The sequence below is a fragment of the Arthrobacter sp. SE2 genome (assembly GCF_058244265.1).
In genome coordinates this window covers 493847-515337 of sequence record NZ_JBZAYA010000001.1, presented here as the reverse complement: position 1 = coordinate 515337, position 21491 = coordinate 493847, and the positions used below count along the sequence as shown (strand labels likewise).

General features: G+C 63.5%; 27 protein-coding genes. 15 read left to right on the top strand and 12 right to left on the bottom strand.

The window, feature by feature from the left end:
* Positions 1 to 51: 51 nt before the first annotated feature.
* Genes AC4CS3_RS02545 through AC4CS3_RS02535 form a run of 3 tightly spaced genes read right to left on the bottom strand, consistent with a single transcriptional unit; the run spans position 52 to position 1287 of the window.
* Positions 52 to 399 (bottom strand): nucleotidyltransferase family protein, encoded by a 348-nt coding sequence (locus AC4CS3_RS02545; RefSeq protein WP_490782061.1) that lies wholly within the window; start codon positions 397 to 399, stop codon positions 52 to 54.
* Complete coding sequence (locus tag AC4CS3_RS02540; RefSeq protein WP_490782060.1) at positions 374 to 562, bottom strand: hypothetical protein; 189 nt, start codon at positions 560 to 562, stop codon at positions 374 to 376. Before AC4CS3_RS02540 ends, AC4CS3_RS02545 begins: the two co-directional genes overlap by 26 nt.
* On the bottom strand, positions 559 to 1287 hold the full coding sequence (locus AC4CS3_RS02535; protein WP_490782059.1) for a TetR/AcrR family transcriptional regulator C-terminal domain-containing protein: 729 nt from the start codon (positions 1285 to 1287) through the stop codon (positions 559 to 561). Before AC4CS3_RS02535 ends, AC4CS3_RS02540 begins: the two co-directional genes overlap by 4 nt.
* A 579-nt stretch (positions 1288 to 1866) precedes the next feature.
* Here AC4CS3_RS02535 and AC4CS3_RS02530 point away from each other — a divergent pair.
* Together AC4CS3_RS02530 and AC4CS3_RS02525 are read left to right on the top strand one after the other, a co-directional pair.
* Complete coding sequence (locus tag AC4CS3_RS02530) at positions 1867 to 2121, top strand: hypothetical protein (RefSeq protein ID WP_490782058.1); 255 nt, start codon at positions 1867 to 1869, stop codon at positions 2119 to 2121.
* A gap of 90 nt (positions 2122 to 2211) precedes the next feature.
* Positions 2212 to 2358: a lmo0937 family membrane protein gene (locus AC4CS3_RS02525; RefSeq protein ID WP_345449193.1), complete on the top strand. Its 147-nt coding sequence runs from the start codon at positions 2212 to 2214 to the stop codon at positions 2356 to 2358.
* Between the two features lie 293 nt (positions 2359 to 2651).
* Here the strand turns inward: AC4CS3_RS02525 and AC4CS3_RS02520 are convergent, their stop codons facing one another.
* From AC4CS3_RS02520 to AC4CS3_RS02500, 5 genes are read right to left on the bottom strand one after another with little or no spacing between them, the layout of a single operon-like run.
* Positions 2652 to 3209, bottom strand: coding sequence for a putative immunity protein (locus tag AC4CS3_RS02520; protein ID WP_490782057.1), 558 nt, complete (start codon positions 3207 to 3209; stop codon positions 2652 to 2654).
* 2 nt (positions 3210 to 3211) lie between these two features.
* Complete coding sequence (zapE, locus tag AC4CS3_RS02515) at positions 3212 to 4114, bottom strand: cell division protein ZapE (RefSeq protein ID WP_490782056.1); 903 nt, start codon at positions 4112 to 4114, stop codon at positions 3212 to 3214.
* Complete coding sequence (gene corA / locus AC4CS3_RS02510; protein ID WP_490782055.1) at positions 4083 to 5078, bottom strand: magnesium/cobalt transporter CorA; 996 nt, start codon at positions 5076 to 5078, stop codon at positions 4083 to 4085. Before corA ends, zapE begins: the two co-directional genes overlap by 32 nt.
* Before the next feature lie 18 nt (positions 5079 to 5096).
* A complete protein-coding gene (locus AC4CS3_RS02505; protein ID WP_437770961.1) occupies positions 5097 to 5522 on the bottom strand; it encodes a DUF1761 domain-containing protein in 426 nt (141 codons plus the stop codon).
* Positions 5523 to 5531: 9 nt separating this feature from the next.
* Positions 5532 to 6092, bottom strand: coding sequence for an Lrp/AsnC family transcriptional regulator (locus AC4CS3_RS02500; RefSeq protein WP_441413930.1), 561 nt, complete (start codon positions 6090 to 6092; stop codon positions 5532 to 5534).
* Positions 6093 to 6261: 169 nt separating this feature from the next.
* Between AC4CS3_RS02500 and AC4CS3_RS02495 the strand changes: the two genes are divergently transcribed.
* The 3 genes from AC4CS3_RS02495 to AC4CS3_RS02485 all read left to right on the top strand — a co-directional run bounded on the left by AC4CS3_RS02495 (position 6262) and on the right by AC4CS3_RS02485 (position 8481).
* Positions 6262 to 7500: an MFS transporter gene (locus AC4CS3_RS02495; RefSeq protein ID WP_490782054.1), complete on the top strand. Its 1239-nt coding sequence runs from the start codon at positions 6262 to 6264 to the stop codon at positions 7498 to 7500.
* A gap of 91 nt (positions 7501 to 7591) precedes the next feature.
* Positions 7592 to 8257: an ArsR family transcriptional regulator gene (locus AC4CS3_RS02490; RefSeq protein ID WP_441413928.1), complete on the top strand. Its 666-nt coding sequence runs from the start codon at positions 7592 to 7594 to the stop codon at positions 8255 to 8257.
* Positions 8254 to 8481, top strand: coding sequence for a 2-nitropropane dioxygenase (locus tag AC4CS3_RS02485; protein WP_490782053.1), 228 nt, complete (start codon positions 8254 to 8256; stop codon positions 8479 to 8481). Before AC4CS3_RS02490 ends, AC4CS3_RS02485 begins: the two co-directional genes overlap by 4 nt.
* A 40-nt stretch (positions 8482 to 8521) precedes the next feature.
* Here the strand turns inward: AC4CS3_RS02485 and AC4CS3_RS02480 are convergent, their stop codons facing one another.
* On the bottom strand, positions 8522 to 9025 hold the full coding sequence (locus AC4CS3_RS02480; RefSeq protein WP_284980732.1) for an Lrp/AsnC family transcriptional regulator: 504 nt from the start codon (positions 9023 to 9025) through the stop codon (positions 8522 to 8524).
* Between the two features lie 131 nt (positions 9026 to 9156).
* Here AC4CS3_RS02480 and AC4CS3_RS02475 point away from each other — a divergent pair, with 131 nt between their 5' ends.
* On the top strand, positions 9157 to 10320 hold the full coding sequence (locus AC4CS3_RS02475; protein ID WP_490782052.1) for a trans-sulfuration enzyme family protein: 1164 nt from the start codon (positions 9157 to 9159) through the stop codon (positions 10318 to 10320).
* A 6-nt stretch (positions 10321 to 10326) separates the two neighbouring features.
* On the opposite strand, the gene AC4CS3_RS02470 is transcribed toward AC4CS3_RS02475, so the two are convergent.
* Positions 10327 to 11601: an MFS transporter gene (locus AC4CS3_RS02470; RefSeq protein ID WP_490782051.1), complete on the bottom strand. Its 1275-nt coding sequence runs from the start codon at positions 11599 to 11601 to the stop codon at positions 10327 to 10329.
* Between the two features lie 108 nt (positions 11602 to 11709).
* Between AC4CS3_RS02470 and AC4CS3_RS02465 the strand changes: the two genes are divergently transcribed.
* Both AC4CS3_RS02465 and AC4CS3_RS02460 read left to right on the top strand, forming a co-directional pair.
* The gene (locus tag AC4CS3_RS02465) at positions 11710 to 12684 is read left to right on the top strand and encodes a LysR substrate-binding domain-containing protein (protein WP_490782050.1); all 975 of its coding nucleotides are present in this window, start codon (positions 11710 to 11712) and stop codon (positions 12682 to 12684) included.
* Positions 12685 to 12718: 34 nt separating this feature from the next.
* Positions 12719 to 13633 (top strand): N-acetylglucosamine kinase, encoded by a 915-nt coding sequence (locus AC4CS3_RS02460; RefSeq protein WP_490782049.1) that lies wholly within the window; start codon positions 12719 to 12721, stop codon positions 13631 to 13633.
* Positions 13634 to 13760: 127 nt separating this feature from the next.
* Here AC4CS3_RS02460 and AC4CS3_RS02455 read toward each other — a convergent pair whose 3' ends face one another.
* Positions 13761 to 14804, bottom strand: coding sequence for a pirin family protein (locus tag AC4CS3_RS02455; RefSeq protein ID WP_490782048.1), 1044 nt, complete (start codon positions 14802 to 14804; stop codon positions 13761 to 13763).
* Between the two features lie 56 nt (positions 14805 to 14860).
* Between AC4CS3_RS02455 and AC4CS3_RS02450 the strand changes: the two genes are divergently transcribed.
* From AC4CS3_RS02450 to AC4CS3_RS02420, 7 genes are all read left to right on the top strand, one after another.
* On the top strand, positions 14861 to 15319 hold the full coding sequence (locus tag AC4CS3_RS02450; protein WP_490782047.1) for an NUDIX hydrolase: 459 nt from the start codon (positions 14861 to 14863) through the stop codon (positions 15317 to 15319).
* Between the two features lie 136 nt (positions 15320 to 15455).
* On the top strand, positions 15456 to 16541 hold the full coding sequence (locus AC4CS3_RS02445) for an ABC transporter ATP-binding protein (protein WP_490782046.1): 1086 nt from the start codon (positions 15456 to 15458) through the stop codon (positions 16539 to 16541).
* Positions 16541 to 17251, top strand: a complete 711-nt coding sequence (locus AC4CS3_RS02440; RefSeq protein WP_490782045.1) for an ABC transporter permease — start codon at positions 16541 to 16543, stop codon at positions 17249 to 17251. The genes AC4CS3_RS02445 and AC4CS3_RS02440 overlap by 1 nt, the downstream gene beginning before the upstream one ends.
* Positions 17248 to 17994, top strand: a complete 747-nt coding sequence (locus AC4CS3_RS02435) for an ABC transporter permease (RefSeq protein WP_490782044.1) — start codon at positions 17248 to 17250, stop codon at positions 17992 to 17994. The genes AC4CS3_RS02440 and AC4CS3_RS02435 overlap by 4 nt, the downstream gene beginning before the upstream one ends.
* Positions 17991 to 18935 carry an ABC transporter substrate-binding protein gene (locus tag AC4CS3_RS02430; RefSeq protein WP_490782043.1) on the top strand — a complete coding sequence of 315 codons (945 nt, stop codon included), beginning with the start codon at positions 17991 to 17993 and terminating at the stop codon, positions 18933 to 18935. The genes AC4CS3_RS02435 and AC4CS3_RS02430 overlap by 4 nt, the downstream gene beginning before the upstream one ends.
* A gap of 172 nt (positions 18936 to 19107) precedes the next feature.
* Entirely contained in the window at positions 19108 to 20328 is a 1221-nt protein-coding gene (locus AC4CS3_RS02425; RefSeq protein WP_490782042.1) for a pyridoxal phosphate-dependent aminotransferase, read from the top strand.
* Positions 20329 to 20378: 50 nt separating this feature from the next.
* Entirely contained in the window at positions 20379 to 21233 is an 855-nt protein-coding gene (locus tag AC4CS3_RS02420; RefSeq protein WP_490782041.1) for a polyphosphate kinase 2 family protein, read from the top strand.
* Here AC4CS3_RS02420 and AC4CS3_RS02415 read toward each other — a convergent pair.
* Positions 21230 to 21487: an exodeoxyribonuclease VII small subunit gene (locus tag AC4CS3_RS02415; protein ID WP_345449168.1), complete on the bottom strand. Its 258-nt coding sequence runs from the start codon at positions 21485 to 21487 to the stop codon at positions 21230 to 21232. The genes AC4CS3_RS02420 and AC4CS3_RS02415 overlap by 4 nt on opposite strands.
* Positions 21488 to 21491 lie beyond the last annotated feature (4 nt).

The window sequence follows — 21491 nt, the reverse complement described above, 5'->3', positions numbered from 1 at the left end:
CGAACGCCAAACCGGCCACCGATAAAAAGAACCTCACTCTGCACGTACAACTCATGCCGGCCACGGGAGCACCGTCAGCGTGTGCCATTCCGTCCTCCAGCGTCTGGCCTTCGCCTCGTACACATCCTGAGGGGCGAGTATCGGGTTCGGCACAATCTTCCGGGCGAACAGGTCATCGTAGCCATGTGGGGCGTACGTTCTGAGGGCGCCGGCCTCGTCTGAGGTGACGGCGAAGCAGCAGGTCTTCGCCGCGAAATGATCCACCGCATCGGTGGTGCTGGTGAAGGGGATCGCCGGAACGCCGAAGTGCTCTTCGTACCAAAGGTGCACGCGGGCTTCGTTGCGGACTTCGACTCCCAGGTCCTTGAACAACTCAGGCCAGGAAGAGCTGCTCGTCATGGGTGGTCACGGGTCCATCGTGTCCCATCCTTCGTTCCACATTGTTGAGCTTCAGTGTTTCGCAGACTGTGGCCGCCGCGTCCTCGGCATCGAGTGTGACCGGGCGCCGGTGATCGGTGAGGTCCGGAAGGTTCGAAACGAACCGCGGCTGTGTCCTGGTCACTGCTTTGGGGTGGTCTTCTCGCGGATGAGGGGGGCTGCGAGTCCGGCGAGCAGGATGCTGATGCCCTGATCCAGTTCGGCCGCGCCGTCGTAGTCCGCAAGAACCGGGCCAAGCGCGCGGAGGCGGGGAAATTCTTTCGCCGGCAGACGATGGAGACCAAGGCGGAGCAGTGCTTCGTTTTCGTCCGGATCCACGATGAATTCCTGCAGCTCATTGAGGATGTGGCCGTAGAGGAACCCATAGTAAGCCCGGTAGACGTGCAGCGCGTCGGCCGGGGTGAACCCGGCGTCGATCAGCAACGAGAGGATCTGCTCAAGCGGGCGCAGCGTGCCCAGGGGGCGCAGGCCCAAAGGCGTCGACAGCGGGCGGGTCACGAGCAATGGCACGACGTTCGGGTGCCGCAGCGCCAACAGGCGCAGGTCATGGGCAATCTGCCGGAGCTGTGCCTGCCAATCCGGGCGGTCCGGGAAGATGGAAAGCTCCTTCAGGACCAGCTCCGTCACTCCGTCCAGGAGCGCAGCACGATTGGCCGCGTACCGGTAGAGACTCATCGGATCCCGGCCCAGTTCCTGCCCCAGACGGCGCATGGTGAGAGCGTCGAGTCCTTCTGCGTCCACCAATTCCAGGGCGGTGGACAGTACAAGGTCGCGGCTCAGCTTGGGTTTCTCTCCGACGGTCTTCTCGCCGGTAGTTGAAGAATTGATCGGACTCTTTGGGGGCGGCACGGGTTTCCATCCTTATCTGATCGCGTTACCGCTGGTTTCTGCGGAAAACCTTGCTTACTTTGTAGTCTACGCGTAAAGTCTACATCGTAGACAAGTTCCTACGCAGGTTTTACGAAGCGGATTTCGGCGCACGGCCACGGGCCGTGCGTACTGCTTCAGAAGCCCGTGACTGCGCACAACGCACAGACCGCCCGAACCGCAGAGTTCCAAAGAACCGGGCGACCGCTCCGGTGCCGTGTGCACGCATTGGGGCTTCGCTGCTATAGCCACATGGCAGCACACAACGCACCTGCAAAAAGGGCCCCATGGCTAATACGGCTAGTATCCAGTTCGACCAATTCCTTGAAGAAGCTACCATCAACACCAACGACCGGTCCGATTCTCCTCTCGGGCGGGATCGCTTTTACGGCCTATATACGAGCTGGTGTTTGCTGCAACAGTCCGTGCCGCAGCCCGAGAGCGCTTTTTTGGCGGAGTTGAGGACCAGAGGCATCCATCCCGCCGGCAACGGGCTCCGAATGACGGGCCCGGCCGCCGCCGACTACATTCTGGCAAGCTGCCCGGCCCTGGCCTGAACCGATGAGCGCCATCTCGAGCACCTACCTCCCGTTGGACGCCCACCAGCCCCGGGGCAAGCAGCCCTGGTGCGCAACCTGCGACACCGATCTGCACCTCGTCGTGGACTCCATCACCATCATGGACCGCCGCCGCGAAACCCTCGCCGTTGCCTTCAGCTGTGCTAAATGCGGCGGTGCCCGGGTCCTGTCCACAACAGCGGGCTTCGTCGCCGCAGTCCTGGCCCGGTGCGGCTTCCAAATGGAAAAACCGCACTGATCCACCCACTTACCCTCATTGGTAAGTATACTTAGTAACGAATGCCCTAGGCCGCCGGCCTGGGTACGCGAACAAACGAAGGAGACTCACATGTTGCTTTGGATAGCCATCATTATCGCCGTTCTCTGGCTTCTCGGCTTTATCGGCGGCATCGGCGGCGGGCTCATTCACCTGCTTTTGGTTGTTGCCGTCGTCGTTCTGATTTTCCACTTCATCCGCGGCAGGTCACGCGTATAACAACGAACTTTTACTCCGACGCCGGGACTCCTTATGTGACAAGGGGGTCCCGGCGTTGTCGTTCGGCGTCATCGCAGCCCTGGTTGGCCAGCCCAGCTCTCGCCGTAGGGCGTCCGTGAGGCAAGGCGCGCCGCCGACGGTCTTCCCGCGCAAGCCCAGACCGTCGAGAGTACGGGTGCTTGGTGCAGGGTTCGGTCCGCAGTTGAAGTCACGGCCACCGTCTGGGCGGAGGTCATTTCGCAATCTTATGGCCGGGCGCCTAGAGCCGCTGAGCAGTCCCGTTAGCCGGTCGCCTATGGGACACCTTCCTGTGGCGAGACGCTGACCAAAGCGGCCTGGATCTTCCGAATGATTGACCCAAGAAGGCCCGACGAGAGAAGTCCGGAACCGAGCGGGCCCGCTGAGTCCTCACCGAGTGGCGGCAACTGCTGAAGCGTCGCCCTCACTTGAGCATTCATGTGCTCGAGTTGCCAGGAGATCTCGTCGGAGATTGCCGTGGGCTGATCCCGAGCGGCCAGCCCGGCCGCTTTCGCGGCGTAGGCGGCTGCGCCGAGAGCGTGCGCGCCCATGTGTGCGACGCCGGCGGCTTGTCCAGCCGCCCGCGCGGCCGCCACAGCCGCAGGAGAGCTCACCGCGTTCGCGGCCCGACCAGCAACGAAGCGCCGGCGAATCTCGCCGGCGGCGTCGAGTTTACCGTGAGCAAACGCCCGAGTACGGGCGATGGCATCACGTGGCCGGCCATCTGTCGGGGCCTCCGTCTCGAACAAGATCAGGACCCGCTCAGCACAGTCCGCGGCCCAAGCTGCGACGAGGCGACGATCGGCCTCGCTCAGTGTTTGCGGGGAAGACATGCTTAGCTGCCCCCGGCCTCGACTTCTTCAAAAGGCGTCGAGTCTTCCACCCGGCCCAGGAGCGACAGGCGGCTCGCAATTCTTGCCAGATCAAAGGGCTGGGTGCTGGTCCGGTGGGCCGGATCCTGGGCCAGGTCCCAGTCCAAGGGGCCGTGGCCCACCAGGAAGAGCGTGATGTCCTGGTCGTACAGGACATCGACGACATTGTTGAACCGTTGCCAGGCCGGTGCGGACCCGGCAGTCGACTCGAGCGTTGGCGAGGGTACGCCGTCGATCACCCACGTTCCGTAGTCCTCCGCCAACGCCAGATAGTCGGCCGTCGACATGAGGCCGCCGCACAATTCCGTGAAACTGACCCAGAGCATGTCGTCAGCCGCTTTGACGGTGAGCCGTTGCGTCGTGGGGGTAAGGATCCGCTCTTGTGACTTCGCCGGCAGGAACAAACCGAAGGCTCCGAGTTGCGCCGGCGTTCCGGGAGTAATGATCTTGCCCCTGCTGAAGGCCTCCAGGCCAGGGGAGGCGCTGGGCTGTGGCGCAGCGGAACCAGCAACCGGCGAACGCCGGAAATCGGTGTCTCCGTCGATCTCCATGATGTCCATCATCTCCTTGATCACCCCGATGGTCGGCACGAAGTGATGGTGCCACAGAGGGCTCGGCAACAACTTATCCGGTGGATAGTTCGAAGTCACCATGAGCGGGACTCGCCGTTGGGCCGCTGTCCGGAGCAGCTTGGCGATGAACATCCCGTCAGCCACATCGTGCACGTGGAATTCGTCGAAACACAGGATGTCGACGCCGGACAGCAAGGCATCCACCGAACGCTGGATGGCCGTGCCATCCGCCTCGGGCCTCGCCCAGCGGAGCCAAAGAACACTAGAGCCAGTTCTTCCGTTTGAAGATGACATACATGACAAAGCCCGCGGCAACCATCATGCCGAGCGCCATCGGATAGCCGAACGGCCAATGGAGCTCAGGCATGATGTCGAAATTCATGCCGTAGAGCCCGGTGACGAATGCCGGTGCAAAGAAGATCGCGGCCCACGAGGAGATCTTCTTGGTTTGTTCGTTTTGTGCCGCACTCGCCTCGTTTTGCCGGTTCGCGGTCAAGGTCCCGTCGAGGGTCAGGGCATTTTGAAGCAGGTCTCGGAAGCCATTGGCGCGGGATATGACTTGTTCCACGTGGTCCTCCACATCGCGGAGTTTGCGCTGCAGTTCGATGTCGACTCCGTATTTCACGAACCCGCGCTTCAGGGAGGCCATCATTTCCGGCAGCGGATTGATTGCGCGCTGGAACTGGATGACCTCGCGGGCGAGTTCATAAATGCGCCGCGAAACCAGGGGATCGCCGCCGAAGAGCTGGTCCTCGATCTCGTCGATGTCGTTTTCCAGGCCCGAGATCACGGGGCCGTAGTCGTCCACTACTCGGTCCAACAGTGCGTACAGGACGGCTTCGGGACCATGGCGCAGAAGCTCCGGCTGTTGTTCCAGATCGCGACGGACCTTGGCCACCCCGGGCGTTTCCGCGTGCCGGACCGTGACCACGAAGTTCTTCCCCGTGAAGATGTGAAGCTCACCGAACTCCACGGTCTCTGTAGCGTCTACGTACCGCGCAGGCCGGAGCACGGTGAAGAGGTTGTTGTCGTAGCGTTCCAGCTTGGGCCGCTGGTGGGCGTTGACGGCGTCTTCGACGGCGAGCAGGTGGAGGCCGAACTCGGCAGCCACCCCCGCCATTTCCGTCTCGTCCGGCCGGTACAGTCCAATCCACACCATTCCGCCATGGGCGGCGAGTGTTTCGACGCTTTGCTCAAGGCTTTCCGGAGTCGCGGTCCGGATGCCGTTCACATAGACGGCATTGTCAATGATGGTCACGAGGTTATTCTCCTCCTGTTACTGCAACGCCCCGATGATTGACCCGGCGACAGTCATGGCCACGATGTCATGGCCGGAGTCGATGAGGGTCACGGCGGACGGCCTGCCTGCGAAACCGTTGTGGATGACGTGGCCGCCGACGCGGAAGACCACCGCAATCACTAGCGCAAAGAAACCGGCGTGCAAGCTTCCCTGCACGTCCAGCTTTCCGATGAGGACGGCCAACAGGATGCTTGTGAATGCTGCGGCCACCATCATGGGGATCCAGATTCCTGCGCCGCCGTCGATCTTTTTGAGGTCTTCCTCGGTCTTCCCGATAGCCTGCATCCACCGTCTGCCGAGGACCGCAGGCATGTACCAGACAAATCCGATGACCATGCTGGAAATGAAGGCCAGGAGTATGGCCAGCCAGTTGAGGTGCTGAAGAGAAGAGAGCCAATCCATTCTGGAATCCTAGTCGGCTTCCCTGACCGGCGAATCAGTGGAAACCTGCGTTTTGACGCGTTTCACGGCGCCGGCCGTTTCGGCGGCGTCCACGAGCCTGCCGATCAGCGGCTCTGTCCGGTAGGGGATATGGGTGTGCAGGGCAAGGACCGTTTCCGTGCGGATGACGCCCTTGGTTCTGAGGATGGAGCGAAGCGCGGTTTGCAGGTTGTGCGTGTCGGTGGCCACCACGCGGCATAAGAGATCGCCGCGCCCGGAAATTTCATGCACCTCAAGGACCTGGGGGATGCGGCGGAGGGCTCCGATCACGCCGTCGAGTTCCCGGTGGGTCACCTCCAGCGTCACGAAGCCGACGACGTCGTACCCCACCTTTTCGAGGTCGACCTCGCGGCCGCCGTCGTTCAGTACGCCCGAGCGGACCAAGCGGCGCATCCTCGATTGGGCGGTGTTGCGCGCAATCCCCAGGGACTCGCTCAGTTCGGCGATCTGAACCCTGGGATCACGGATCAACTCGAGCAGGATCTTCAGATCCGTTGGATCGAGGGTGTTCAAATCATCACTCCGGCTCATTTTTGGTCATTGGTGGATCTCAATATTGACTGTTCTGATCAATTCTTTCATGGACATCTGATCTATCCGGCAGCCTTGCGACATCCTGTTGCCATCAATATTTTTGGGCCGTCCAGTCCAGGCCCACAAGGCCAGGTTCCGTGATGGCCGCTGAGGCGAAGGCACGGAAATGACTGTCTTTAGCGAACTGCGCATGCGCCAGGCCACCGCCGGGCGCTCGGGCTGGGATGCTTCCACCACGGCACGGCTGGTCCTGGCCGGCGCCGTCATGTTCACACTGCTGGTCGGTGCCAACTTGGCGAGCCCGCTGTATCCGCTGCTTCAGGCGCAACTCGGAATCACTTCACTGGGCGTGACAATTGCCTTTGCGAGCTACGTCCTGGCACTCGTGGTTGTGCTGATGCTCGCAGGCCACTGGTCGGACCATATCGGCAGGCGTGCAGCGCTGGTGCTGGCGGTTCTGGTGGGCTTGGCGGGCGGCCTGGTTTTCGCCAACGCTGACAACCTCTTGATGCTCTCGGCCGGCCGGATGCTCCAGGGCGTTGCCGTGGGCCTCGCTACCGGAGCGAGCTCGGCTGCGTTGCGTGAATTGCTTCCGTCCCGGCCCGAGTGGGCCTCCCGCTTCACTCTGCTGTCTTCCTCCGGAGGGGTGGCCGCCGGTCCCGCCATCGGTGGGCTGCTTTCGCTGCTCCCGGGTGCCACGTCAACGCCGTTCTTCATCCACGCGGCCGTCCTGCTCCTCTTGCTGGTCCCGCTGTGGCTTCTCAAGGCACGTCCCGCGATTCGACCTGCCGAAGGCCCGCGTCCCTACACGGTGCTCGCCCCACGACGGCCTTCCGTTTCGCGGGAAGCCAGGGGAGCGTTTTGGCTGGCCTCGAGCGTCGGCTTCCTCAGCTTTGCCGTGTTCGGATTCTGCCTTTCGCTCGCGCCCGGCTACTTCGCCGTCGTCGTGCACGCCGATTCCCGCCCCATGACCGGCCTGCTCGCCGGACTGACGCTCGGAGCGTCCGCGCTCAGCCAATTGCTGAAGGTCCGTGGCCGTTTCGCCGTGCCCGCTGGGCTAGCGGTCCTGGGGGTTTCCATTGTGCTGGTCGGCGCTGCGGCCTCCCTGTCCAGTCCGGTGTTGCTGGTGGCAGCTAGCCTGTCCGCCGGGGTTGGGCAAGGGATCGCCTTCCGGCTGGTGTTCAACGACGTTGCCGGCAAAGTCGAAGCGTCCCGGCATGCCCAAATCATCAGCACCGTCTACGTCATCACCTACCTTGGCAGCGCTGTGCCGGTCATCGGACTGGGCCTGGCCGCTTCGTTCATCGGGCTGGGTGCCGCTGCAAGCTACTTCACTGTGGTGTGCGGGCTGGCAGCCGCGGTGCTCGCCGTCCTTTCTTTCCGCAGGGTGCTCCGCAAGGGCTGACCGGCGGTCTTTCCTGGAAGTCCAAGTTCGCAAAGATTGATTTGCAAAGAAAGTCTTGCAAAGATTTCTTTGCAAGAGTAGCGTTTCGGGCATGGACAAGGTTCAAGAGCCGGAATTCCCCGTCCGCAAGGTCGATACGGCATCCCTCAAAGCGCTCGCGCACCCCCTACGCGTTCAGATCCTCGAGATGCTGTCGCGTTATGGGCCACAGACCGCCTGCAGCCTGGCCGAACTCCTCGATGAATCCAGTGGCGCTACGAGCTACCACTTGAGGCAGCTCGCCAAGTTCGACTTCGTCCACGAAGTCCAAGGCAAGGGGACGGCGCGGGAGCGGTGGTGGGAGCGGCCCAGGGGAGCCATCCAGATCACGTCCCCCGAGTTGGCACATTCGCCGGCGACCCAGGAGGCATCTCGGCTGGTAACCCGTGAGTTCGAACGCAGCAGGCAGGCCGTCCTCGCCGACTTCATGGCGCACGGCATGGATTCCTTGGGCGAAGACTGGCTCGACGCGGCCATCGTCAACACCGCCAATGCCCGGATGTCAGCCGAGCAACTCGGCCGCTATGCCCGGTCCATGGAAGCGTTCGCCCGCAATCTTCTGGAGGAAATCCGGAACGAACCGGAGGCGGACGATGCCCGCCCGGTGCAGATCCATTTGAACGCATTCCCGATCCTCGGAGTCCCGGCATGGGCCGGAGACAAGAAATCCCGCGACGCGAAGTCGCACGCAGCAGCCACCGAAGGGAAAGAGTCATGAGCACTGCCACCGCATCATGCGGCACCTACCGCCGGCCCTCCATGCTGGAGTCGGCAGCCGCCGGAATCGGAACCGGCCTGGTTTCGTGGGCCGAGCGGAGGCGCTACATTCCTCCGGTCGACCTGGCCATGCAGCGAGCGGCGCTCACGCGCCGGCAGGAACTAGGTGATCTTCGCCAGGACGCCATGGGGGCCGCACACTCGGGCCTCGAACCACGTCACTGAACTGAACCGGGCACCAGCAGAATCACCCGCTAAGTCAACGCTATTCCGGCAGCGGCCCGTGGTTGCCCTGGATGTGGGCGAAGACCAAAGTGGTCTCGGTGTGTCCGACCACGGGGTCGGTCGCGAGGTTGTCCAGGACCCAGTCGCGGAGGTCGTCGGTGTTGGCGACCGCGATATGAAGCAAGTAGTCCACGGAGCCCGAAGTATGGAACGTGGAGATCACTGCAGGGAGAGCGGGAACCCGGGCCGTGAAGCGGTCGATCTGGTCGCGGTCATGGGCGCGCAGGCGCACCGCGATCAGGGCCTGGACCGATCGGCCGATTGCCGGGAGGCTGAGCACGGCTTCGAAACCCTCGATAATGCCGCGTTCGGAAAGTGACCGCGTGCGCATGAGCGCCGTCGACGGAGCAATTCCGACGAGTTCGGCCAGTTGCTTGTTGGAGATCCGGGCATCGTCAACCAAAGCCGCGAGGATGCGTTCGTCGATCGCATCCAGGGGTTCACTGATGCCGACGGGCCGAACGTTCTTCGGGGTGGTGGTCACGGATCCTCCTGAAAGTGCTGTGTATTCATCATAGGTGCCAGTTTCCGATCAATGCATTCATTTGCACTGTCAATTTCCGAATTATTGCCAGATACTGACCGAATTCAACGGTGAATAATTCAAGGAGAGCAGTGACAGCCATCGACACACTCGCAGTTCACGCGGGCCGGACAGGACTCACGGAGCAGGGCGTGCATGCCGTTCCCATCGACCTTTCAACCACTGCGCCTTTGCCTTCCGTTCACGACGGCGGCCTCGCCTACGAGCAGATGGCCACGGGCGGCGTGCCCCTCGACGGTCAGAGCACGGTGTACCAGCGTCTCTGGAATCCTACGGTAGCCAGGTTCGAAGACGGCGTAGCGGCGCTTGAAGGTGCAGCGCAAGCCGTCGGTTTTGCCTCGGGGATGGCCGCGTTCAGCGCAGTGCTGCTCGCCGCCCAATCAGAAGGCAAGACGCACGTGGTTGCGGTGCGGCCACTCTATGGCGGCACGGACCACGTCCTGGCCAGCGGACTGCTTGGCAACCAGGTCACCTTCGTCAAGGCCGACGGCGTGCGCGATGCCCTCCGCCCGGACACCGGGCTGGTGGTAGTGGAAACCCCCTCGAACCCGAGCCTGGACCTCGTCGACCTTAACTGCCTGGTGGCCGACGCCGGAGACGTTCCGGTCCTCGTGGACAACACTTTCGCAACGCCGATTCTCCAGCAGCCACTCAAACATGGCGTCGCGATGGTGCTCCACAGTGCAACCAAATTCCTGGGCGGCCACGGCGATGCCATGGGCGGCGTGGTGGCAACAAGTCCGGAGTGGGCCACGCGGCTGCGTCGGGTCCGTGCCGTGACCGGGGGCATCCTGACCCCGTGGCCCGCCTACCTGTTGCACCGGGGCCTGGCCACCCTTCCCATTCGGGTACGGGCCCAGCAGGACCACGCCCACAAGATCGCGGCGGCGCTCGCAAGTCACGAACTCGTCGCAAAGGTGTACTACCCGGGGCTTCCCGAGTGCGATCCTCTGCATTTGGTCGGTACGCAGATGGGCGGTCCGGGCTCGTTGATCTCGTTCGACCTTGAATCAGCCGAGCATGCGGAGCGCATTCCCGGCGCGGTCCGCCTCATCACGCACGCGGTGTCTCTGGGCGGAATCGACACGTTGATCCAACACCCCGCCGGATTGACACACCGCCCGGTTGCCCCGGAGGCCAAGCCCCAGGCGCGCATGCTCAGGCTTTCCATCGGCTTGGAAGATCCGGCCGACATCATCGATGACCTGGTCCAGGCCATCGAGTCGACCCGCTAGCGGCCGCTACTTTCCCTGTCCGGCCGGTTCCAAGGAGCCGACGACGCCGAGCTGCGGCGCCGGGGACCGGTGCACGACGGCGGTGATCACCGCCGTCGTGCACCCCAGTGCGATGACCACCCAGGCGAGTGCGGTCCAGCCGAACGCCTGGAAGGCGAGTCCGCCGGCCCAGCCGATAATGCTGGAACCCAGGTAGTAGGAGAGGTTGTACAGCGACGCGGCTTGCGCGCGGCCGCTCGTCGCGATGGTCCCGGTCCAGCCTGCTCCGATGCTGTGCGCGGCGAAGAAGCCGCCGGTGAAGACCACCAAGCCCGCCAAAACCGCGGCGATGTTGTCCCACAGAGTGAGCCCAAGGCCGGCCGTCATGGTCGCTATCCCGGCGAGCATGACTGTGCGGCGGCCGAAGCGCATGGACAATCCGGCACCCCAGCGGGAGCTCACGGTGCCGGACAAATAGGCCAGGAAAATCAGGCTGACCACGGTGGCCGGCAGTCCGAAGGGCGCGGCATGGAGGCGGAAGCCGAGGTAGTTGTAGACGGCCACGAAGCCGCCCATCAACAGGAACGCTTGAATATACAGAGCCAGCAGCCGCGGATTGGAAGAATGGCCCGCCAGCGTCTTCATGGCCCCACGGAAACCTCCGGCGGAACTTGGAGTGAAGCGGCGCGGCTTCGGAACCAGCAGCAGGAACAGGGCTGCCGATGCTGTCGCAAGGATGGAGACTGCGAAGGCGGCGGCCCGCCAACCCCACAATTCACCGATGGGTCCGGCGAGCAAACGCCCGGCAAGTCCGCCGAGGGTGGTTCCGGCTACGTAGCTGCCGGCAGCCAGTGCGGCGTGGACTTTGTTGACCTCTTCATTCAAGTAAGCGATGGCGATCGCTGGAATGCCGCCGAGGGCCATGCCCTCGAGCGCCCTCAAAGCCAGGACAAGCGGAAAGGTGGGGGCCAGGGGGACGAGCAGGCCCAGGACGGTGGCCGCCGCGATTCCGACCGCCATCGCACGTACCCGGCCGATCTTGTCGGCGACGAAGGACCAAGGCAACACCGTTGCCGCGAGGCCTACCGTGGCCAAGGAAATGGTGAGCGCTGCCTCTGCTGCCGTGATGTGCAGTTCGTTTGCCATGAGCGGCAAGACGGCTTGGGTGGAGTACAGCTGCGCGAAAGTGGCCACTCCGGCGAGGCCCAGACCGGCGAGGATCCGCCGGTACGCAATGGAGCCCTTCAGGTGGCCTTCCCAATCGGACTCGGCGGGGCTCGGGGATGCTGCGCTTGTACTCACCTTTCCACAGTAGGGCGAGCAGAAGTGATGATTCCAATGCATGATTCACCTAAGATTGATAGCGGTTTTGGATAATTTCGCTCGTAGTCGATCTGAGGATGGACAGATATGGACATCGAACACAAGCAACTGGTCCAACTGCTGCCGTTGCTCCCACTGCTGGCTGAGCTTGGCCGGACAGAACATGTCACTGAGACGGCCGAGCTGCTCGGAGTACCCCAATCGACGGTGAGCCGGGCGCTGGCCCGGGCTAGCGCCGTCGTCGGGACCGAACTCCTTATCCGTGAAGGCCGCGGCGTCCGCCTAACTCCGGCTGCGAAAACGCTGCTTCCCTACATCGAAGCGGCGCTCGCGGATTTCCAGGCGGGACTGGACGTGGTCCGGCACGAATCCGATGTTGTCCGCGGCCGAATCGCGGTGACCTTCCAGCACACTTTCGGCGAGGCCACGTTGCCGCTGCTCATGAGCGCGTTCCGGAGCCGGCACCCCGCCACGGCTTTCGAGCTCAGCCAAGGAGCGCGTGCCGCCTGCCTTGAATCGCTCGTTGCCGGTGACGCCGACTTCGCCTTGACGGCACCCGTGGCGGCTCCGGGCAGGAACCTGGGCTCTGCGGCGCTGTATCGCGAGCCGTTGCGGCTGGTGGTCCATCACCGCCATCCCGTTGCCCGGCGTGCCAGCGTGCGGCTTGCAGAGCTCAGACACGAGCCGTTCGTTTCCATGGGGCCAGGCTTCGGCCTGCGTTCGCTGACCGACGCGATCTTCCGGGATGCGGGCTTTCGCCCAAGGGTTGCTTTCGAGAGCCAGGACTCGCATACCATCCGCGGGCTCGTGTCTGCCGGATTGGGCTACAGCATCCTGCCGCCAGGAGGACTTGGGCCGGGACCTCAAGGGGTCCTGGATTCCACGGACCTGGGGTGGGTGGAGGTATCGCTCGACTCGGAGCTCGCATACCGGGAGATAGGGATTGCCTGGCGTGAACGGCGCAAGGAACCCGACCCCGTCAGGCTTTTCCGCGAAATGGTCCTTTCGGAAGGGCCGGGGCTGCTCGCAGGCCTTGTCAAAGCGCGATCCGCGACCCAATAGATCCACCCTGTGCGCCCACGCTAGGCTTTTGGACGTGGAGACTGCAGAAAACACGACCCCCCGGCCCGATGCAACGGTCATCGGGCTCGACATCGGTGGCACGAAGACCCGCGGTGTCCGCTTCGAGGACGGCAAGCCGGTCCGCGACGAAAGCACCGGCAGCTCCAACGTCCAGAACGTGAGCCGGGAGACGGCGGCCAGGAATCTCGCCGAGCTCTTCGCCATGATCGGTGGGCGCGACGTGGACCGCGTCCTCGCCGGGGCGGGCGGAATCGATACCGACGCCGATGCCCGCGCCCTCGCCGAGCTGATCGAACCCCATGTTCCGGGCGCGCAGGTCACGGTTGTCCACGATTCCCGCCTGCTGCTGGCGGCAGGCAGGGCCAGCACGGGAGTGGCTGTCATCGCGGGGACCGGATCCGCGGCCTGGGGGAAGAATGCCGAAGGGGAAGAAGCCCGTGCCGGCGGCTGGGGCTTTCTCCTGGGCGATGAGGGAAGCGGTTACTGGCTGGGCCGGGAGGCAGTGCGTCACAGCCTCCGGCGCATGAACAAAGGACTGGAACCCGATGGTCTCACAGCGGCCCTCTTGGAGTCCTGCGGGTTAGACGATCCCAACAAACTCATCGCACTGTTCCATTCGGAGGACACCGACCGGCGGTACTGGGCCCAGCGCGCAAGTGCGGTGGTGGAGACCGCCCGCGAGGGGCTCGAGATCAGCCGCCAACTGCTGGACCAGGCAGGACGGGATCTCGCGGAGCTGGCGGCGCAGGCTGTTCGCCAGCTTCGCCTCCCCGGACCGGTGATTCTTGGCGGCGGGCTCGGAATGAACGTCGAGCCCTTGCAGTCAGCTTTCCGGGCAGGACTGGCCGCGCACGGGATCACCGATGTGCGGGTCCTGGACCAGGAACCGGTTTTCGGTGTGCTGCGGATTGTCGCGGAGCTTCCGTAGCCGGACATTGCACTGACTCATTGGCGACGCGCAAATGACTGGCGGATACGGAGAAAGACCGGCGACCCTCGGATATCGGTGTCCTGAGTCCGGCGCGTGACGCCAAACTTTTTGGGTGTCGCGGGGCCTAGTCAGCAGCCCTGTTCCGGGACCTCGGCTTGAGCTGGACCCCCGGCATGGGGGGTGCGGGGATGCGCCCGGCTTCGGCTCCGGCGTCGGGACCGTGGCCATGGATCCAGCCGAACCGCGCGGTACGGGCGTCCTCGTCGTTCAGGAGCGCCTGGGCTTCCCAGTCTTCGCGGGCCTGCTCCACTTCCTCGTGCGTCCGGCCCACGAAGTTCCACCACATCAGGATGTCCTCTTCGAAGGGTTCACCGCCCAGAAGCATGAAGCGTGTTCCCGGAGCCGCCTCAAGGTGGAGCGATTCCCGGCCCATGCCGAGGAAGGCCAAGGGGCCGGGGTCGACTTCCTGGCCGTCGATCACCGCGGAGCCGTCCAGGACCAGGACCGCATGCTCGAATTCGGGGTTCAGCGGCAGCTCGATCGGGCCCGAGGCTGAGATTTCGACGCCGACAATCGGGCTGTACATGATCGCGGGGGAGCGCTGTCCGGCGAATTCGCCCACGAGCACCGTGGCCCTGAAACCGTCCGTGGCGACCACCGGCAGGTCGACGATCTGCTGGAACGACGGCGCCCGGTGCCTCACGGCGTCGGGCAAAGCAACCCACAACTGGAGGCCCCGGGACAGCGGCAGGAGGGCGCCGCCGTCGGGCGCGTCCGGGTGAAGTCCTGCCGGCAGCACGCCGAACTCCGAATGCGAAATGCCGCGGCCGGCCGTCATGATGTTCAACTGTCCGGGACGGACCACGACGTCGCTGCCTACGCTGTCGCGGTGCCGCACCTCGCCTTCGAGGGGCCACGTGACCGTCTGCAGTCCCATGTGCGGGTGGGGAAGAACGCTCATCGCGACGCGGTCCGGGCCGAAACTGTCCAGGAAGCACCAGGCTCCTACCGTCGGCATCCCGCGCTGGGGGAGGGTGCGGGAGACCGTCATGTTCCGGACGCCGCCCAGGGGAACTTCGCGCGCCGGCCAAAGCTGTACAAAGGGTCCTCGCCCGGGGTGTCCGGCGGGGCAGACTTCCTGTGACGGGGCCGTTTCCAAGTTGGTCACAATACAACTCCATGTGCTGAACAGTGTTCCTCCCAGCTTAGGCCTAGGCTGGCTCCATGAGCATCCAGTTCGACACCCGCCCGGCCGCGTACGGAGTGGTCATCCGCGACGGAGCAATCCTTTTAGCCTATTGGAAGCAAGACGGCAAAGAGGGCTGGACACTTCCCGGTGGAGGCCTGGACCTGGGGGAGCATCCCGTGGACGGTTGCCGCCGCGAGATCCAGGAGGAAACCGGGTACGACGCCGATATCGGAGCGATGCTCGGCATCGACGTCGGCCACTGGCCGGGTGAGGGGCGGCTTGACGGATCTGACCGTGATTTCCAGGCAATCCGGCTGGTCTACGAGGCAAGCATCACGGGCGGCGAATTGACCCACGAGATAGACGGCAGCACTACCCACGCCGCCTGGGTGCCGCTGGGCAAGGTTCCCGGACTGAACCGGGTGTCCTTGGTCGATATCGGCCTCCGCCTGCACAGTGAGCGGCCTCTCAACGGAAAACTGCCGACGTCCTGAGCATTGCCGATTCATTACGGTCTTCGCGCCTGCGCTGACATCGTCGGTGGTGCTGGTTAGGCTGTAGAACAAAGTTCACTGTTGATTGATTTCCATCGTTGATATTTGCGGCCCAAGAAGTTAGGTAAGCCCCGGAATGGCTGAAGCCATGATTGAGTTCCAGAGCGTCACCAAGCAGTATCAGGGCGGGCAACCCGCTGTTGATGGGTTGAGCATGTCCATCGACAAGGGTGCCATCACCGTATTCGTCGGACCCTCGGGCTGCGGAAAGACCACTTCCCTGCGGATGATCAACCGAATGGTAGAGCCCACCTCGGGCACTATCACCGTGGCAGGCAAAGATGTTTCGAACGAACCGGCCGCGCAGTTGCGCCGTTCCATGGGCTACGTCATGCAGTCTTCCGGACTTATGCCGCATCGTTCAGTGCTGGACAACATTGCCACCGTTCCGCGGCTCAACGGCGTTTCCAGGGCGGCAGCCCGCAAACGCGCGGAAGAGCTGCTCGACGTCGTCGGGCTGGCTTCGGTGCTCGGCAAACGGTACCCGTCCCAATTATCAGGCGGCCAGCAGCAGCGCGTCGGGGTAGCCCGCGCGCTCGCAGCGGACCCGCCTGTACTTCTCATGGATGAGCCCTTCAGCGCGGTGGACCCCGTGGTCCGCGACGAACTCCAGCAAGAACTCCTCCGGCTCCAGCGCGAACTGGCCAAGACCATTGTCTTCGTCACCCACGACATCGATGAGGCCACCGTGCTCGGCGACAAAGTGGCCGTTTTCGCCGTCGGGGGCAAACTGGCGCAATACGCGGCGCCCGAAGAGATCCTCCGGGCACCTGCCAATGACTTCGTGGCCTCTTTCGTGGGCCGCGACAGGGGCTTCCGGCACCTTGCCTTCAATGGCGCCGACGCTGTTCCGGTGCATCCCGTCAAGACGGTGGAAGCCCCGCACGTTGCCGCGGGCAGCGGCGAATGGGCCTTGGTGCTCGACGGCGACTCCCGGCCTATGGGGTGGGCCTCGCCGCGCGACGGCGCCGGGCTGATTCCCGGAGGTTCCTTGTTCCGGCGCGGGGATACGCTCCGCCGGGCCCTGGATGCCGCGCTGTCCTCACCTTCGGGCCTTGGCGTGGTGGTGGACGACGACGGCAGGCTCGCCGGCGTCCTCAAAGCCGATGAAGTGCTGGCGCTCATCGAACAGACCCGGCACAACAGGGAGGACGCCCCCTGATGGAATGGTTCCTGGCGAACAGCGGAATGGTCTTTGAGCGGGCCGGCGAGCACCTTATCCTGGCTCTGATTCCCATGGTTTTGGGTCTGCTCATCGCGGTGCCCTTGGGGCAATTGGCCCGGCGCAACCGTACCCTCAGGACCGCGGTCACCACGGCAAGTTCCCTGCTGTACACCATTCCTTCACTGGCACTTTTCATCATCCTGCCGCCGATCCTGGGAACCCGGATCCTGGATCCGCTCAACGTGGTGGTTGCCCTCACCATGTACGCGGTCGCCTTGCTGGTGCGGGCTGCCATGGACGCCTTCGATTCCGTGGACGACGACCTCCGGATGGCGGCCGTGTCCATGGGTTTCAAGCCGACCGCACGGTTCCTGCAAATCGACCTTCCGCTTTCCTTGCCCGTGCTCTTTGCGGGCCTGCGCGTGGTGTCCGTCAGCAATATCTCCCTCGTGAGCGTCGCCGCGCTCCTGGGGGTCGGGAACCTGGGGATGCTGTTCACCGACGGTCTGCAGCGGGCGTTCGTCACCGAGGTGGTGGTCGGCATCATTGCGATCCTCTTGCTGGCCCTCGTCATGGACACATTCTTGGTGCTCCTTGAGAAGCTACTGACGCCCTGGACTCGGGCCGGTGCCGTCACGGCCAAGCAAGAGGCCAAGGCAGGGGAGTTCATCGCAGATGCCAGGATGCACGCGGAGGCAAGCCGATGAGCAATATCTTCGTTGACACCCTCGCTTGGCTCACGGACCCGGCTCACTGGTCAGGAAGCGGCGGAATCGCCACGAGGCTCCTGGAACACCTGCAGTATTCCGCGCTGGTCCTGGTGATTGCCGCGGCCATCGCTGTGCCGGTGGGTCTCTTCATCGGGCACACGGGACACGGGCGCGTGGTTGCCGTGGCGTTCGCGGGCGCCTTGCGGGCCCTCCCGACACTCGGACTGCTCGTCCTCTTCGCCCTGTTGGCCGGAAGCGGTCTCATGCCTCCCGTCTGGGCCCTCGTCATCCTGACAGTGCCGCCCCTCCTGGCCGGGACCTACGCCGGGATTTCCAGCGTTGATCCAACGGTGGTTGACGGAGCCCGCGCCATGGGCATGACAGAACTGCAGATCCTGTTCCGCGTAGAGCTGCCCAACGGACTTCAGGTCATGTTCGGTGGCATCCGCACAGCGGTCCTCCAGGTCATCGCGACGGTTTCCGTGGTGGCGTACCTTCCGCTGGGAGGCCTGGGGCGTTATCTTTTTGACGGACTGGTCCTTCAGGACTTCCCCCGCATGCTCGGCGGGTCACTGCTCATCGCGGCGTTGGCAATCGCCGTCGACCTCATTCTGGCCATGGCGCAGAGGATCCTCCTCCCGCCCGGACTTTCCATCGATTCCAACGGCGGCCACAAGGCCGCCGGAGATCTCGCAGCCGCCGCACCAGCGGGGACTGCCGTTCAAGGAGGTACCGCATGAAGCAACCCGTCACCCTGACCCGCCGCGGGCTCGGCGGCCTGGCGGCCGGAGTCGGCATTGCGCTTGCACTGAGCGCATGTGGCGGCAGCCCGCTGTCTAGCCCGTCCACCAACGCTCCTTCCGGGGCCGGTGGCTCGCTCACTGTAGGCTCGGCAGATTTCCCCGAGAGCCAGGTCATCGCCGAAATCTACGCCGGAGCACTCAACGCCGCCGGCGTCACCGCTACGACGAAGCCCAATATCGGATCCCGCGAAATCTACTTCAAGGCCGTGCAAGACGGTTCGATCGACCTCGCCCCTGATTACTCCGGCAACCTGCTGTCCTACCTGGACACCAACGCCTCACAGGTGTCGGCCGACGACGTCTACAAGGCGCTGCCCGGGAAGCTTCCGAAGGGCCTGGGAGTGCTCGACCCCGCCAAGGCCGAAGACAAGGACGCCATGGTTGTCACAAAGGCCACGGCCGAGAAGTACCAGCTCAAGTCCATCGAAGACCTCGCTAAGAACTGCGGGGATTTCACGATTGCGGCACCGGCAACCTTTGAGACCCGCGCCTACGGGCTCCCGGGCCTCAAGTCCAACTACAACTGCGTGCTCAAGGGCCTGAAGCCGTTCAGCGATGGAGGCGGCAACCTCACACTGCAGGCACTGCTCTCCAACGACGTCCAAATTGCCGACATCTACACCACCACGCCGTCCATCCCGGACAACGCCCTGGTGGTGCTGGATGATCCTAAGAACAACTTCAAGGCCCAGCAGGTCCTCCCGCTGTACAACATGGCCAAGATGACGGACAAGGCGAAGGATGCGCTCAACAACGTCTCCAAGATCCTCACCACGGACGATCTCATCAGCCTTAACCGCGCAGTCAGCGGCAACCAAAAGCAGAATCCCAAGGATGCTGCAGCCGCTTGGCTCAAGGACAAAGGGATCGTGAAGTAAGTCCCCACCGCCTCCCTCGCCTCGCTCCGCTCGTCCAGGGAACCCTCGGCGGCGGAGGCCCCTGCCAAGGACGACGGCGGTGAGGAACCCTTTTTGGGGGCCTCGCCGCCGTCGTCGTTAATGTGAGTGATGTCTCAACGGAAGTACATCCCCGATATGGCATATTTGATGAATGGCAGAATTCAAGCAGTCCACCAAGCTTCATAATGTCCTTTACGACATCCGTGGACCGATTCTTCAGGCCGCCCAGCAGATGGAGGCAGAGGGTCACCGCATCCTCAAACTGAATATCGGAAACCCGGCACCGTTCGGATTCGAAGCGCCGGACGCGATCTTGGTGGACATGATCCGCCATCTGCCACATGCCCAGGGATACAGCGATTCGCGCGGAATTTTCTCGGCCCGCACGGCCGTCTCGCAGTACTACCAGACCCGCGGCATCCAAAACATCCACGTTGACGACATCTACCTTGGCAACGGCGTCAGCGAACTCATCACCATGTCTCTCATGGCCTTGCTGGAAGTGGGGGACGAGATTCTCATCCCCACGCCCGACTACCCGCTCTGGACCGCCTCGGTGGCGCTGGCCGGCGGCCGTCCGGTCCACTATCTGTGCGACGAAGAATCGGGCTGGCAGCCGGACCTTGAGGACATGGAATCGAAGATCACGCCTCAAACCAAGGGCATCGTGGTCATCAACCCCAACAACCCCACCGGTGCCGTGTACCCGGAGGAAACCCTCAAGAAGATCGTGGCCCTCGCCGAAAAGCATGACCTTGTAGTGTTCGCCGACGAGATCTACGAGAAGATCCTCTACGAAGACGCTGTCCACGTGAATCTTGCCGCACTCACCGGCGACGACGTGCTCTGCCTGACGTTCAGCGGGTTGTCCAAGGCCTACCGGGTGTGTGGCTACCGTGCCGGCTGGATGGCCATCTCCGGTCCCAAGAAAGACGCCGCGGACTACCTCGAAGGCATCAACCTGCTGGCCAACATGCGTCTGTGCGCCAACGTGCCGGCACAGCATGCCATTCAGACCGCCCTCGGTGGCCACCAAAGCATCAACGATCTCATCCTGCCCGGCGGCAGGCTCCTTGAACAGCGGAACAAGGCCTACGATCTGCTCAACGCCATCCCCGGCGTCAGCACACAACAGGCCCGGGGTGCGCTCTATCTGTTCCCGAAGTTGGACCCCGAGGTCTATCACATCCGCGACGACGAGAAGTTCGTCCTCGACCTTCTCAAGGAACAAAAGATCCTCGTCTCACATGGACGGGCCTTCAACTGGGTGCGTCCTGACCACTTCCGCATGGTGACTCTGCCGAACGTCAAGGATATTGAAGAAGCGATTGGCCGCATGGCGGACTTCCTCGGGCGGTATCAAGGCAACTAGCCTGTTGTGCAAGCCGCGACGCATGCGGCCGGACCAGAGGGGACGTCGAAATGGCCGGGACCAAGGAATTCACCAAGCAGGTATCCACGATCTTGAAGGCCGGGCCGGGATTCTCGCTGGACGCAGTAGACCCCGGATCGACGCCCGGCTACAAGGGAAAGAAGTCTGACGGCGTCGCTTTGCTGGCAGCGCAGGATGGTCGTTTGGACGTGCTGCAGGAGATGCTCTTTGCCGAGGGAAAATTCGGCAGCTCCAAACGGGTGCTGTTGATCCTGCAAGCCATGGACACCGCAGGCAAAGGCGGGATCGTTGAGCACGTCGTCGGATCAATGGATCCCCAAGGTGTCAAGGTTGCCCCGTTCAAGGCGCCGACTGATGAGGAGAAAACCCACGATTTCCTCTGGCGGATCGAGAGAGCCCTGCCCGACGCCGGGTTCGTCGGGGTTTTTGACCGATCCCACTACGAGGACGTGCTGATACACCGAGTGCACGGTTGGGCGAATGAAGCTGAACTGGAACGGCGCTATGCGGCCATCAACGAGTTCGAGGCACGCCTCGCCGAACAAGGTACGGCAATCGTCAAGGTCATGCTCAACATCAGCCGCGATGAACAAAAAGCGCGCCTGCTGTCACGATTGGATGACCCGTCCAAGCACTGGAAGTACAGCACGGGCGATCTCAAGGAACGCGCGTTTTGGGATTCCTATATGGACGCCTATCAGCGGGTCTTCGAGAAGACCTCAACCGAGGTGGCGCCGTGGTACGTGGTTCCGGCGAACAAGAAGTGGTTTGCGAGGATCGCTGTCCAGGAGCTTCTGCTCGAGGCCCTCGGGAAGCTGGACCTGAGCTGGCCGAAAGCAGACTTTGACGTGCCGGCGGAGCGGGCTCTGGCCGTCCAATCCTAGCTGGCCGCCGGGCCGTCCTCGCCGTTGCTTCGGGCCGCGGCCAGCCTCCTGCGGGCACCCTCCAGCCACTCTTCGCAGCGCTTCGCCAAAGCCTCGCCGCGTTCCCAGAGCGCGAGGGATTCCTCAAGGCTTGCTCCGCCGGCTTCAAGGCGGCCAACCACGGCCATGAGCTGCTCGCGGGCTTCCTCATAGCTGAGAGTGTCCAGGTCCTCAGGGGATCCCTTGGCCGCAGGGGATGTGTTTTCTGCTGTCATTTCT

Bases quoted from the DNA above. Each gene is read 5' to 3' on its own strand.
- AC4CS3_RS02545 (WP_490782061.1), bottom strand. From the start codon at position 399: ATGACGAGCAGCTCTTCCTGGCCTGAGTTGTTCAAGGACCTGGGAGTC.
- AC4CS3_RS02530 (WP_490782058.1), top strand. From the start codon at position 1,867: ATGAGCGCCATCTCGAGCACCTACCTCCCGTTGGACGCCCACCAGCCC.
- AC4CS3_RS02525 (WP_345449193.1), top strand. From the start codon at position 2,212: ATGTTGCTTTGGATAGCCATCATTATCGCCGTTCTCTGGCTTCTCGGC.
- AC4CS3_RS02520 (WP_490782057.1), bottom strand. From the start codon at position 3,209: ATGTCTTCCCCGCAAACACTGAGCGAGGCCGATCGTCGCCTCGTCGCA.
- zapE (WP_490782056.1), bottom strand. From the start codon at position 4,114: ATGTCATCTTCAAACGGAAGAACTGGCTCTAGTGTTCTTTGGCTCCGC.
- AC4CS3_RS02505 (WP_437770961.1), bottom strand. From the start codon at position 5,522: ATGGATTGGCTCTCTTCTCTTCAGCACCTCAACTGGCTGGCCATACTC.
- AC4CS3_RS02500 (WP_441413930.1), bottom strand. From the start codon at position 6,092: ATGAGCCGGAGTGATGATTTGAACACCCTCGATCCAACGGATCTGAAG.
- AC4CS3_RS02495 (WP_490782054.1), top strand. From the start codon at position 6,262: ATGACTGTCTTTAGCGAACTGCGCATGCGCCAGGCCACCGCCGGGCGC.
- AC4CS3_RS02490 (WP_441413928.1), top strand. From the start codon at position 7,592: ATGGACAAGGTTCAAGAGCCGGAATTCCCCGTCCGCAAGGTCGATACG.
- AC4CS3_RS02485 (WP_490782053.1), top strand. From the start codon at position 8,254: ATGAGCACTGCCACCGCATCATGCGGCACCTACCGCCGGCCCTCCATG.
- AC4CS3_RS02465 (WP_490782050.1), top strand. From the start codon at position 11,710: ATGGACATCGAACACAAGCAACTGGTCCAACTGCTGCCGTTGCTCCCA.
- AC4CS3_RS02450 (WP_490782047.1), top strand. From the start codon at position 14,861: ATGAGCATCCAGTTCGACACCCGCCCGGCCGCGTACGGAGTGGTCATC.
- AC4CS3_RS02445 (WP_490782046.1), top strand. From the start codon at position 15,456: ATGGCTGAAGCCATGATTGAGTTCCAGAGCGTCACCAAGCAGTATCAG.
- AC4CS3_RS02440 (WP_490782045.1), top strand. From the start codon at position 16,541: ATGGAATGGTTCCTGGCGAACAGCGGAATGGTCTTTGAGCGGGCCGGC.
- AC4CS3_RS02435 (WP_490782044.1), top strand. From the start codon at position 17,248: ATGAGCAATATCTTCGTTGACACCCTCGCTTGGCTCACGGACCCGGCT.
- AC4CS3_RS02430 (WP_490782043.1), top strand. From the start codon at position 17,991: ATGAAGCAACCCGTCACCCTGACCCGCCGCGGGCTCGGCGGCCTGGCG.
- AC4CS3_RS02425 (WP_490782042.1), top strand. From the start codon at position 19,108: ATGGCAGAATTCAAGCAGTCCACCAAGCTTCATAATGTCCTTTACGAC.
- AC4CS3_RS02420 (WP_490782041.1), top strand. From the start codon at position 20,379: ATGGCCGGGACCAAGGAATTCACCAAGCAGGTATCCACGATCTTGAAG.
- AC4CS3_RS02415 (WP_345449168.1), bottom strand. From the start codon at position 21,487: ATGACAGCAGAAAACACATCCCCTGCGGCCAAGGGATCCCCTGAGGAC.